General features: G+C 47.1%; 8 protein-coding genes. 1 reads left to right on the forward strand and 7 read right to left on the reverse strand.

What is annotated here, in order from left to right; translation table 11 throughout:
- Positions 1 to 94: 94 nt before the first annotated feature.
- The 7 genes from BGO59_RS30920 to lpxK all read right to left on the reverse strand — a co-directional run bounded on the left by BGO59_RS30920 (position 95) and on the right by lpxK (position 11,709).
- The gene (locus BGO59_RS30920) at positions 95 to 1,894 is read right to left on the reverse strand and encodes a tetratricopeptide repeat protein (protein WP_293690702.1); all 1,800 of its coding nucleotides are present in this window, start codon (positions 1,892 to 1,894) and stop codon (positions 95 to 97) included.
- Between the two features lie 114 nt (positions 1,895 to 2,008).
- Positions 2,009 to 3,862: a membrane protein insertase YidC gene (gene yidC / locus BGO59_RS30925; RefSeq protein ID WP_293690704.1), complete on the reverse strand. Its 1,854-nt coding sequence runs from the start codon at positions 3,860 to 3,862 to the stop codon at positions 2,009 to 2,011.
- 118 nt (positions 3,863 to 3,980) lie between these two features.
- Positions 3,981 to 5,687, reverse strand: coding sequence for a CTP synthase (locus BGO59_RS30930; RefSeq protein WP_293690706.1), 1,707 nt, complete (start codon positions 5,685 to 5,687; stop codon positions 3,981 to 3,983).
- Between the two features lie 331 nt (positions 5,688 to 6,018).
- Positions 6,019 to 6,657, reverse strand: coding sequence for a gluconate 2-dehydrogenase subunit 3 family protein (locus tag BGO59_RS30935; protein WP_020598232.1), 639 nt, complete (start codon positions 6,655 to 6,657; stop codon positions 6,019 to 6,021).
- A 39-nt stretch (positions 6,658 to 6,696) separates the two neighbouring features.
- Positions 6,697 to 8,442 (reverse strand): GMC family oxidoreductase, encoded by a 1,746-nt coding sequence (locus tag BGO59_RS30940; protein ID WP_293690708.1) that lies wholly within the window; start codon positions 8,440 to 8,442, stop codon positions 6,697 to 6,699.
- Between the two features lie 116 nt (positions 8,443 to 8,558).
- Positions 8,559 to 10,550, reverse strand: a complete 1,992-nt coding sequence (locus BGO59_RS30945) for a putative porin (protein WP_293690710.1) — start codon at positions 10,548 to 10,550, stop codon at positions 8,559 to 8,561.
- Between the two features lie 91 nt (positions 10,551 to 10,641).
- The gene (gene lpxK, locus BGO59_RS30950) at positions 10,642 to 11,709 is read right to left on the reverse strand and encodes a tetraacyldisaccharide 4'-kinase (RefSeq protein ID WP_293690711.1); all 1,068 of its coding nucleotides are present in this window, start codon (positions 11,707 to 11,709) and stop codon (positions 10,642 to 10,644) included.
- 83 nt (positions 11,710 to 11,792) lie between these two features.
- Between lpxK and menC the strand changes: the two genes are divergently transcribed.
- Positions 11,793 to 12,905: an o-succinylbenzoate synthase gene (gene menC / locus BGO59_RS30955; RefSeq protein ID WP_293690713.1), complete on the forward strand. Its 1,113-nt coding sequence runs from the start codon at positions 11,793 to 11,795 to the stop codon at positions 12,903 to 12,905.
- The last annotated feature ends 6 nt before the right edge of the window (positions 12,906 to 12,911 follow it).

A 12,911-nucleotide genomic window follows, 5' to 3' on the forward strand; every position in this document is an offset into this window, starting at 1 on the left:
TTACGAATGATAGAATGATTGAGTGATAGAATGATTGAATAATTATATCGCGAGTCAGAATAACAATTCAATCATTCTATCACTCAATCATTCACTAATTAATTTTGACCAGTTTCCCATCTTCAAATTTTACGATGGGAACGACCTGGTTTTCGTTAGCTTGTGTATAATCAAATCCAGAAAGAATATAATCATCCGTATCGGATCGCAACATACTTCGGTTGCGTGACAGCAGGGTGTTGCGGGCTAATTGACGCCCAAAGAAAAGCATCATATCATAGCCTTCACTCGCAAACACAGATGGAATGGTATTCCGTTTAGCAACATATTGTTCCTGAAAACTAACCACAGGTTCGCGTGTCGTATCAATGTAATCGGGGTAAAGCAGATAAATCTCCCGCCGGGCGAAAGTCGAAGCCGGTATACGATAAAAATCAAAAGCGGAAGCCGTAGCCAGGAGCGGTCCACTCACATGACGCCGGTTGAGAGCATCTAGGATTCGAGCCCCTTCTTCGTCATTACTGCTGGCGAAAAACACATGCCCCATTGGAATAGCCTGGGTTGTCGATACCGGACGGGACGAGCTTACACTGGCACTTGCATTACCGGTCAATTGCATCGCATCGGCCATGGCCTGTGCGCTACCGCTTAGTTTCCGAACATCAATGAGTTGATAATTCTGCTGTTTCAGCTCGTTAACATAGGTCATTGCCAATAGTGAGTCTCTTCGCGATGCACCAAAATAGACCGCCACCCGACGGCCACTATTCAGACTCCGGGCATGCTCAGCCAATTTTCTTGCCTGCTGGTTGAGGGACGGTTGTGCCAGAAATGAGAGTGGTTGGTTAGTTACCAAATCATTGCTGGTTGCAATTGGGTTCAGCAACACAATATTACTTTGGTTAGCGTATGCTGATGCAATGCGATTCGGCTCGATATAGAGCGGCCCAATAATCAGATCTGTTTGAGCAAATGCGGGACTATTGACCAATTCAAGGGTTTTGTTGGCGTCATTATCGACATCATAAGCGAACAGATTGACTGTAATACCCTCTTCCTGAAGCTTGGTTTTCGCCATTTTGATCCCGTCGTAAAGATCGTAAACGTATTGATTGGACCGAGTCCGTTTATCAGAATTAAAATCATCCAACCGAAACGGGAACATTACAGCAATGTTATAATACCCTTTTGCCCGGTTGGCTCGGGTAGGCAACGTTGAACGACCGACTGTTGACGTGCCTGCTGTGGAAGGTGATGTGACAGGTTGCGTAGTCGCTACTCCCGGAACACCAAAGCGATTGGTAAGGCGGTCTGAAAGTTCCAGATCATCTTTATCACTGGCTGTACGCTGAATTAGGTCAATTAATGCCAATCCTACCGCCCGATTACTTGGGAAAGCCTTGTTGAGTTCCTTTAGGCGTTTTAAATCGGTAATTTTTGGAATGAAAGCCTGTTCCAGTTTCGACACATCAGTACGTAAAGCCGGATCATTGATCTGCTGGAGAGCCGTCAATGCGTCTTCATACTCGCCCGTTTCCATCGAAACAGCCGCTAATAAGTAATTGGCTTCACTCATCTTTCGCCAATTGGGAAAGAGGTCCATCAATTGCTGAAGTGCCAAACGAGCCTGGGTGAAATTTTTCTGCCGATAAGCTGCCAGTGCATAATAGTAGCTGGCATACGGTGCCAATACTCCCCGCTGCTGGATAAGCCCGTTCAGTTCTGTTTTTGCCCGATCATAATCGCCAGCAAGCACTTTTTTAACGGCAGCGCTATACCGTTTCTGCGCTTCTGTAGAAACCTGAGCCTGAGCTTGTCTAGGCAGCTGGATGAACAATACCATCAAGCTAGCCAATACATATACATAGTTAACCAAACACAATTTATGGGTCATGTCTTTTAGGTTAATGCACAAAAGCAACGCGATGGCGTTGCTTTTGCTATCAAAAGTCGTCAGTGTACGGCCATTAGTCAATACTTTTTTAACTAATGGAAGCTGTTTTGCGACTTATTTTTTAGTTCTCGCTTTTCGTTGGGCCTCCTCAGCTTGCTTGCGAGCCTCTTCGGCAGCTGCCAACTGCTTTTGTAGCAATGCCTGGAACCCACCAGGTTTCTTACCCTGACCCGAAGCGTTCTTCCGACGATTTTCATCCAATACCGCCTTAATCTTATCTTCATCGACAAACCGACGAATAAGTTGCTGTTGGGTAATGGTTACAATGTTTGATACGAAGTAGTAGAACGTTAAACCCGCAGGATAGGAGTTCAGTACGAACATGAACATGAGCGGGAATATGTAGCTAAGGGCTTTCATATTCACAGGCCCCGGCTGCGTTGGCGTGGTCTGGTTGTTGTAATATGCGTACGCAATGGAAGAAGCCGTCATCAGCACCGTAAACAAGCTCAGGTGGCTACCAATAAATGGAAGCGTTGGAAACTTCAGGAAGGCATCGTAGGTCGACAGATCACTTGACCAGAGGAATGCCTTTTGCCGAAGCTCAATCAGGTTTGGGAAAAGCATGAAGAGCGCAAACAGAATCGGCATAGTAGCCAGCACGGGCACGCAACCACTCAGCGGGCTTACGCCTACTTCCTGATACAACTTCATTTGCTCAGATTGCTGCTTGGCCATATCATCGCCCACACGCTCTTTGATCTCATTGATCTCTGGCGCTAACACCCGCATTTTCGCCATACTTACATATGACTTATAGGTTAACGGGGTTAGAAGCAATTTCACAAAGACAACCAGGGCCACAATCAACAGGCCATAATTCGAGATAAACTTCTCCAGGAAGTTGAACACTGGCACGAAGAAGTACTTGTTGATCGGTTTTAGAATTGAATATCCCAAATAGACGTTCCGATCAAATTCTGGTGCTATACTGCCCAGTAACTGGAACTTATTCGGGCCATAGTAGAACTTGTATTGCCCTTTACCCGCCTTCACGTCCGCTATAGGCAACATGACATCAGCAATAGCCGTTTTCACAACACTACTGTCAGCGGGGTCGACCAGCGTTTTAAAACTGGCTTTGGTCATAGGGGCATTTTTATCGATGAAGCCCGACAGAAAGTATTTATGTTTAATCGTAAACCACTGAACAGGCTCTTCGAGGGTAGCTTCCTGATTGCTTTCGCCTTCGGCCAGATTCTCGAAGTTTTCATCGGCGGTCAGGTAGTTGATCGTAGCGGCTCGGCGGTTGTTTGCCAGATCGTTTTCATACTGACGCATCTTATCTTCCCAGAAGAATCGGATATCTCCATTGCCAACCGTGCTGGTCAGGCCATTTAATTTCAGATCATAGTCGATCACATAACCTTCGGATGGAACAGTATATACCTGCTCTACCGATTGGCCCGGTGCCACTTCGGCACGAAAAACAATTTGCTGATTCTGTCCACTGACCTGACCCGTTGACGTCGTTGTCTGGTAATACAACTGATGCAGATTAACCTTGCCCTGTTGGGTAGGCAGTTCCAGGAGAGTTTTACTACTTTTCTCATCAATCAGGACAAGCGGCTTCTGGTCGAAGGTTTTGTAGTTTTTCAGAACTACTTCTTTTACCCGACCACCCCAGGTGCTGAAGGTTACTTTAATATCTTTATTTTCAACGGTAATGTCACGCGCTTCTCCGGTAGCAACGGCGGCAAAATCACCAAATTGAGCTTTGGCAGCGGCCGAATCGAGCGGTTGTTCTGCTTTATTGATGGCTGCTTCGGCACTGGAAGCCGACTTCGGTTTCGTGGTTTGTGTTTTTTGAGCCGGTTCCTTTTCGGGAGCGGGTTTCGGTACCAAAAGCTGGTAGCCGACCAGCATCGCCAGAATCAGGACAATGCCAATGAGTTGATTACGATCCATTATTTGTGTTTTCAGTCTCCAGTTTTCAGTTCTCAGTTAAAAGTCGGACATCCGGACGGGAAACTGAAAACCGAAAATTGAAAACTATTTTTCCGCAAAATTACAGTAATCCGGGCGGTTAATCAACCACGTCGGCAGTTTCTACACGGGCGGCTGCAATATCGGATGAAGTAGGCGGAGCAGCCTTTTTCTTTTGATTATAAATCAGGGCAGCCTTTACAAACTTAACAAACAACGGATGCGGGTTCATTACGGTGCTTTTCAGTTCAGGATGAAACTGAACTCCAACAAACCAGGGGTGTTTAGTTTGCGATAACTCAACAATCTCGACCAGCCCCGTTTCCGGGTTGATACCTGTTGGTATTAACCCGGCTTTTTCAAAAGCAGCCAGGTAATCGTTGTTAAATTCGTACCGATGCCGGTGTCGCTCGCTGATCTGTGTTTTGCCGTAAATCTGGTAAGCCAGCGAGTCCCGTTTCAGTTTGCAGGTGTAAGCACCCAGGCGCATCGTTCCCCCTTTATCCGTAATGTTCTTCTGGGCCTCCATCATGCTAATGACCGGATTAGCAGTATCCGGTTCCATTTCCGTTGAGTGAGCATCGTCAACCCCCATCACGTTGCGGGCGTATTCAATGACGGCCATTTGCATGCCTAAGCAAATACCCAGGAACGGAATTCCATGTTCACGGACATACCGGACAGCGTTGATCTTCCCTTCGATGCCCCGTTCGCCAAAACCAGGTGCCACCAATACTGCATCCAGTTGGCTGAGCACATCGGCACAGTGATGTTCGTCTACCAGCGTTTCTGACTGAATCCACTCCAATTGTACCTTACATTCATTGGACGCTCCGGCATGAATAAACGATTCGGCAATCGACTTATAGGCATCGTGCAATTCAACGTATTTACCGACCAGGCCAATCCGTATGTTATCGCCCGGATTTTTGAGTCGCGCCAGGAAGCTTTTCCAGGCATCCAGATCGGCATCTTTATCGTTGTAGAGGTCCATCATGTAAAGCGCCCGCTGATCGAGCCGCTCTTTCTGCATGAGGAGTGGTACATCGTAAATGGTCTCGGCGTCGATAGCCTCGATAACCGAACTAACCTGCACGTTACAGAAGAGAGCTATTTTCCGGCGAATATCCTGCGGCAATGGATGCTCTGTCCGGCAAACGATGATATCGGGCTGAACTCCGTTTTCGAGCAGCATCCGCACTGAGTGCTGGGTTGGCTTGGTTTTCAATTCCCCTGCCGATTGCAGATAGGGTACCAGGGTGAGATGAATCACGAGGGTGTCGTGCTCACCCAGTTCAAACTTCAACTGCCGAACGGCTTCCACAAACGGCAGCGATTCAATATCACCTACGCAACCACCAATTTCGGTAATTACGATATCGTACTCACCCGTTTCACCCAACAGTCGGATATTCCGCTTTATCTCGTCGGTAATGTGGGGAACTACCTGAACCGTTTTCCCAAGGAAATCGCCCCGGCGCTCACGCGTGATGACGTTGTTGTAGATGCGTCCTGTGGTAATGTTGTTGGCCTGCGATGTGGGCCGATTCAGGAAGCGCTCGTAATGACCTAAATCGAGGTCTGTTTCGGCACCGTCGTCGGTTACATAACACTCGCCATGTTCGTACGGATTGAGTGTACCGGGGTCAATGTTGATATACGGATCGAATTTCTGGATTGTTACCGTAAGTCCCCGAGACTGAAGTAGTTTGGCCAGTGAAGAGGCAATGATACCTTTGCCGAGAGATGAAGTTACCCCGCCCGTAACAAAGATGTATTTTGCGGATTTGGGTCCCGTAGCCGCCATGTCTTTAACGTGTTTTGGTCGTTACGGGATGTAAAAGTACGGCAAAAAAAGGACGAATAGAAAAAAGGGAGGATGAAAAGTTGACAGATTAAAGGTATCCTGTTAGTCATTCAATTGATCTACCGACCGTTAGCACAGACGAAAATTTTTACGATGGTTAGTCATAAGTTGCTCATGGCCTCAATTGAATTGCTCAAGAGTTTTATCATACCTATCTAAGCACACCTTGACACCTTGGACACCGATTTACCTACTCTTTAATCAGTCATTCTAAAAAACACAAAAAGCGCAGAGGCTTTCCCTGCGCTTTTTGTGTTTCTACTTATTGGAGTTACTTACCCTGCGTGAGTTCGCGTTCTTCGTAAGCTAGTCCATACTGTTTTAAAACATCAGCCGGCACGCCATCCCACTGGTTAGGTACGTTACCAACATAACCGATGTCTTTGATACCCATCTGACTGGTATAAAAGCCAGAAGCGGTCATGTTCCGCATCATCGAGAAAAACGAAGCGCCCTGCGACAACTCAGGCTTCACTTTCGAAGGGTAAGCAATCTGATCGACCAGTTCGATTTGCTGCGCTTTGGTACATTGCACAAAAGGTTTACCATACCGTTTTACACACGTATTATCGAGCCACTTGATACCGCCACGCATGGGCGTCTGGTTTCGGGGCTGGTCTTTCATCATAAATTCAATGAAGGCCGGTACCCCCGCCTGCGACGCGCTACCCGAATGTTCATCGGCCGGAATAATGATGTCGGACAACACCGTAACCGTCTGTAACTCATGCGGTGTAAAAAACTTCTCAGCCATCAGCTTCGCGTCACGCTCGGCTTCAAACTTCTGACGCCCTCCCGGAATTTTTAACGGTTTAGGGTCTGGTGGTGCTGGTACAGCAGCCTCAACCGGGTTAACAGCCAGCCCAAAACTGGTTAGAGAAAGAGCTTTTAATGAATCTCTGCGTTTCATAGTCGTATGGCTTGGTGTATCGCTGAGCTACACCTGGGTTTAGATATTTTTTTGTTTAACCTGGTCGATTAAATACTCACTGGTACGCATGGAACTGGCCAAAATAGTCCAGGTCACGTTTTTATCACCTTGTGATGGGAAAGCTGCCGCATCGACCACAAACAGGTTTTTCACATCGTGAGCCTGCTGGTATTTGTTCAGGGCAGACGTTTTTGGATCACTACCCATACGGGCTGTTCCTACTTCGTGGATAATTAATCCGGGAGCGGCCAAACCATAGTTGTTCGATGCATTGGGCTTTTCACCAAGTGCAATACCACCCATGGAATGAATAATTTCCTCGAACGTGTCCTGCATATGTTTCGCCTGTTTGATCTCGTACTCAGACCATTTATAATTGAAACGAAGTACAGGAATACCATATTTATCGACCACATTCGGGTCAATTTCGCAGTAGTTACTTTCGAGAGGAACGGGTTCTCCCCGACCGGCCATACCTACGTACGCACCGTAGAACCGACGGTAATCGTCCTTAAGGGCTTTACCATAGCCACCACCCGGTTTCATTTTACCGTCGCGACCAGGAATCATTCCATTCAACTCTTCGACACCCCATCCGAATCCGTAGGCAGGCATACCCATCCCTCCCCAATATTCGATGTGATATCCACGTGGGAAGTCTAATTTCTTGTTATCGAGCCACCAGGGTGTAAAGACGTGCATACCACCGACGCCATCCTCATTATAGCGCTTCCTGTCCATCAGGGCCGGTACAAACGCCGACCGCGATGCCCCCGTTGAATCATTAATATATTTCCCAACCACGCCACTGGTATTCGCAAGGCCGTTTGAGAATCGACTTGATTTAGAGTTGAGCAACAATCGGGCTGTTTCGCCAGCGCTGGCAGCCAACACAACCGTTTTAGCTTTTACCGTAACCTCCTGCAAGCTCAGTGTATCAACGTAACTAACACCTGTAGCCAGGCCGGTGGCCGGGTCGGTCAGCACTTCGCGGACCATAGCCCCATTTATGAGCGTTACATTTCCTGTTTTCAGGGCAGGTTTCACCAACACCGACGACGACGAGAAGTCGGCGTAGGCCTGGCAGGCACGCCCGCATTGGCTACAGTAGAAACATTGGCCGCGCTCGTTATTAATGGGTTTGGTCAGAATCGACAAACGAGACGGAATTACAGGAATACCAATACTCCGAGCCCCTTTTCGAATCATCAATTCATGAAGTCTTGGCTTGGGTGGCGGCAGAAAAATACCGTCTGGTTCGGTTGCCATGTTTTCAATCGAGCCGAAGACTCCGATCAAACGGTCTACACGGTCGTAGAATGGTTTGATGTCGTCATAGCTGATTGGCCAGTCTTCACCCACACCCGTCATACTCTTACGCCGAAAGTCGTCAGGTCCGAACCGGAGCGATATACGTCCCCAGTGATTAGTACGTCCACCCAACATCCGGGAACGGAACCAGTGGAAATCGGACCCTCGAGCGTTGGTATAGGGTTCCCCTTCAATTTCCCAGCCTCCCCATGCAGCATCGAAATCACCGAATGCACGGGTTGTACTGGCTCCACGGCGGGGCGACTCCCAAGGCCATTTCAGTTGAGTAATGTATTTCGGATCGGCCGGATCAAAATAACCACCGGCTTCCAGCAATACGACTTTTGCTCCGGCTTTCGCCAGGGTGTAAGCCGCCATACCCCCACCCGCTCCTGAGCCAACAATGGCGACATCATACTGAGTGGGCGCTTTTTTAATCTGAAATGAATCCATGCAAAATTTAATGTTTTATCAATTTTGTTGAGCAAATTGATAGTTTATACATCTAAAAGCAAAATTGTCACAAAATTACCTGTCTACCCTCGGCAGGAAATACTTCTTTTTTTAAGCTAGTCAAACAAATACCAATCCACCCCAAAGGCAAAACCACGTCGCATTTGCAGAAAATCGGGGGCGACAAAGTAGCCTGCTCCCTGCAACACCCCCTGATTAGCATGTGTCAATTTGATAAATAGACGCGTCCGGTTTACGCGTAAATTTGCATATACGTCGGCCAATACATATCCCTCAACCTGAGAGCGGTTCTGTAGGTAGAACTGCTGCGCTACAGGCATATACGCATCGGCATAATAGGGTGATTTATAGTGCAGGTCAATACCTGTCTGAATATATAACACCTTAGCGTAGAGAAGCTCATATTGCAAACGAGTATTGATAAAAAACGGGGGCATTCGAATTACATCGGGGCCTTCTTTTACTGTATAATACGCCTGGCCAGCTATTAGAAACTTTCCGAACTGTAAATGATAGCCAAACCCTGGCTGCAAAATATGAATGGCCGATTTTTCCTGCGTAGGCACAGCCTTTTCGTTAAAATAAATATAGTCCTTAAGCAGGTAGTAATCTAAGCTGGGTTGAATCCGAAGCTGCTTATACCGAATGTTGAATTTCCCATACGCATGACTATAACTAGGCAGGCTAAAATTATTTTGCCACGAAAAAACAATGCTTTGAAACCGCTCCTGCAATAAACTTGGGTTCGTAGTAATGGTCGAGTACCCAGCCGTCAGCCATTTGCTTTCAAACTGTCCCTGAATCCGGTACGTAACGTTCCCTTTGGTATTGGCCCCAAACTCGGCTTCTGCTGTTATACGGGATAAACTATCGGGGAAATAATAGCCAGCCCATCCACCGACAAAGGTTTCGGTCCGTGGGGTTTCATACTCGTTAAAATTGGACCGGGACGTATTGTAATACGTAAGCTGCCGATAGTTACGAATCCGCAGATAAGCCCGGTAATTGAACGAAGCTCCTTTATACTGAGCGACACCTTTTATTCCAAACTGATTCTCCAATAACCGGAACCGACTACGCTGAAAGATACGGGAGCTATCGCTTGTCAGGGACGGATAAAACGTGAGCGTATCCATTTTTTCTGGCAGAATTGGCGACAGGATGTATCGATTCAGCTTAAGGGTATCGTCCTGATAGAAATTCTTCTGGGTCTGATAATCAAAGCGATGATAGAGCTGAAACCCTTTATCCAGAACATATTGATGATAAACATGCCAATCGTTACGGATTTCCCAGCCATGTGGCCCCTGGGCCGATGTAGTACCACTACGTAACCGGGAATCTCCCGTATAATTATAAATAATAGGTTCGTTGTTCGCTGTTAAACCAGGCACCACCCCACCCTGCTCATCGAGGCTATGATTCATGTTGTTGAAATGAGCCAGCAGGGTGTATTTGTCATTTTTAGAGCGGTAATTGGTATGCAGTAAAAATCCCCAGTTCTGGGCCAATAACTTAAACGGGTCATTATTACCACTGGTACCAAACTGTTTTTGAGCCGTAAACCGCTGAACATTAAAGCCTACATTCCAACGCTGGGTAACATTTTGGGCCATGTCGAACCGTAGAATATTCTGATTGTTACCACCAAGTGCCAGGTACATATCAGTAAAGGGCGATTTCGTATCAAAATATTTGACTCCCAACGTTTGAAACGCATATGGATTAAATACGTAATAGCCCGATTGAGTACCCAACTGCTGTGGAGCCTGAATAAAAACCGACCGGATGGGTGTTCCCAATGTTCCCAAGTCCTGATAGAGATTCTGACTCCGCTGAACGTAGGTGTACCGATGACTTTCATCCATGGTTGTATCCAAGGTGTATAGTTTCCGGCGGTTATTCAGGATATCGTCTTCGAGTACAAAACGCGTCGATTTGGGACCATAAATAACTTTGGTCGAATCATCTATTCCACTATTATTTACACCTGTAGTTGAAGAAGGCATAGCCTGACGTCCACCAAAACCAGACGGCACACCCCCAGGAAACTGCTGTGCCCAACCTCTGATTGTCAGGGCGAGCATGACACATAAAATAACAACACTCCGATTCATTACTCCAAAAGTAAGGCAAAACGGCTGATGGGTGCAATTAATGGGATGTACTTAACGATTTTTAAGCCCTAGTCAATTGCCTATGATTATCTAAAAAAGCTAAAAACGCTGATTCCTGTCCGGATAAAAACTGAGTCGCGACCGGAAGGTAATACAATGGCCATACTGATCGCTCCTCTGCCGTCAGTAAAGCATCCAGCTTTACCCAATCCTTTTCAGTGGTTAAAATCACCGACCTGTCTGGCAAATTCGTTAAAACCGATTCAAGGTCCGTTCGTGTATAGGCATAATGATCGGCAAAGCGCACATGCTTTTGCATCTCAAATGTTTGCCTGACGTACTTTTCTAACGGGTCGGCATTCGCCAATCCAGAGACAAGCACTACATTTTTCAGATCAGCTACGGGTTGATGGGTTGCAAACGACACAGGTTGACCATACTGAAGCCCGGCAAAAAAAATGGGTGTTTCGGACCTGGTATATGGCCTGATTCGGGCTATGATGCGTTGCTGCTCGGCCTCCCAAAGGTTCGCTGGGCACTTGGTCACGACGATCGCATCGGCCCGACGGGCACCTTTTCGTCGTTCGCGGAGTCGACCTGCTGGAAATGGGTAATCGTCATAGAAAGGTCTGCTATAATCAGTTAGCATAATAGACAGATGCGGATGAACGGCGCGATGCTGAAAGGCATCATCAAGTATCACTAAGTCGGTTTCGGGATGAAGCGTCAATAACGACCGGATAGCCTCAACCCGTCGTTCGCCCACACACACACGAACCTGCGCGCCAAACTTTCGATGTATTTGTAACGGCTCATCGCCAATAGTGGCTGCCGTATCATTCGCCGTTGCGACTCGGAAACCTCTGGTTTTCCGTCCATACCCCCGACTCAAGGTAGCCACCGATCCTTTGTTCATATATACACTTGACGGATACCGTTTGATCAAAAATTCAACCATTGGTGTTTTTCCAGTACCTCCGACGGTTAAATTACCTACACTGATGGAGTATACGGATGGGCGCACAGATGGCAATAATTGGTTATCAAAGAGCCAATTACGAAAATCTATGATTAATCCATAGAGTATACTGAGCGGCAGGAATATACTTTTAACAATAAACCGTTTCATTAATATTTTCGTCCGTTTACCCGTTTGAGCAGTCAAAAGTAGTATTTTTAGGGCTGGGTTTTTCCCTCCTCACCACCCTCGCAATGAGTTTAAAAGCTGACTTTCTACCTTATACGCTGCATTTTCGCTTCGAAGCAGGTACCTCACGCGGTACACTGACGAAGAAAACATCGTATATAGTTCGGCTTTTCGACGATGAGAATCCCAGTGTTATGGGATACGGGGAATGTGGTCCTCTACCGGGTCTGAGCTACGACGATCGGCCTGACTTTACAGAACAACTGCGTCAATATTGCCAGGATTTCAACGAATTAGACCTTCAGCTGTTCAGTTGGAACGTTCCCATTGTTCTGAATCAGATCATAAGCCCTCAGTTTCCAAGCATTCTATTTGGTTTTGAAACGGCTATGCTCGATTTTCTGTCGGGCGGGCAACGTATGATTCTTGGGTCAGATTTTACGACAGGGCAGCGAGCCTTACCCATCAATGGGCTCATCTGGATGGGTAATCCGGCTTTTATGCGACAGCAGATCGAGGAGAAACTTCAGGCAGGCTATACGACGATTAAACTTAAAATTGGTGCGCTCGATTTCGATCAGGAATGCGATTTGCTCGCCATGATTCGTGAACGCTTCACGGCGGAGGAAATTACGTTACGGGTAGATGCCAACGGGGCCTTCCATCCCGACGAAGCGATGCATAAACTGGAGCGTTTAGCCCACTACAAATTGCACTCAATCGAACAACCGATTCGTGCAGGCCAGCCTGAGGCTTTAGCTGATCTTTGCCGTACTAGCCCTGTGCCGATTGCCCTGGATGAAGAACTGATCGGTCATATGGAATACGTGCATAAGTTCAGGCTTTTAAAAAAGATTCAGCCACAGTATATTGTGCTCAAACCAACGTTATTAGGTGGGCTACGTCACTGTGATGAATGGATTGAACTGGCTGGACGACTAAACATCGGCTGGTGGATAACTTCAGCCCTGGAATCAAACATCGGCCTGAACGCCATTGCCCAGTATACTGCCCAGTTTAAGCATTTGCTGCCACAGGGGCTAGGCACTGGCCAATTGTACCACAATAACGTTGACAGTCCCTTGGTTGTCGACCACGGTTATTTGCAGTATGACCCGACTCGCTCCTGGAATCTGGCACCACTATCGGTTGATTCTTCGGGGTCTGTATTGACTTAAACTATT

The sequence above is a fragment of the Spirosoma sp. 48-14 genome (assembly GCF_001898575.1).
GTDB lineage: Bacteria > Bacteroidota > Bacteroidia > Cytophagales > Spirosomataceae > Spirosoma.

Bases quoted from the DNA above. Each gene is read 5' to 3' on its own strand.
- BGO59_RS30930 (WP_293690706.1), bottom strand. From the start codon at position 5,687: ATGGCGGCTACGGGACCCAAATCCGCAAAATACATCTTTGTTACGGGC.
- yidC (WP_293690704.1), bottom strand. From the start codon at position 3,862: ATGGATCGTAATCAACTCATTGGCATTGTCCTGATTCTGGCGATGCTG.
- BGO59_RS30945 (WP_293690710.1), bottom strand. From the start codon at position 10,550: ATGCTCGCCCTGACAATCAGAGGTTGGGCACAGCAGTTTCCTGGGGGT.
- menC (WP_293690713.1), top strand. From the start codon at position 11,793: ATGAGTTTAAAAGCTGACTTTCTACCTTATACGCTGCATTTTCGCTTC.
- BGO59_RS30920 (WP_293690702.1), bottom strand. From the start codon at position 1,894: ATGACCCATAAATTGTGTTTGGTTAACTATGTATATGTATTGGCTAGC.
- BGO59_RS30935 (WP_020598232.1), bottom strand. From the start codon at position 6,657: ATGAAACGCAGAGATTCATTAAAAGCTCTTTCTCTAACCAGTTTTGGG.
- BGO59_RS30940 (WP_293690708.1), bottom strand. From the start codon at position 8,442: ATGGATTCATTTCAGATTAAAAAAGCGCCCACTCAGTATGATGTCGCC.
- lpxK (WP_293690711.1), bottom strand. From the start codon at position 11,709: ATGAAACGGTTTATTGTTAAAAGTATATTCCTGCCGCTCAGTATACTC.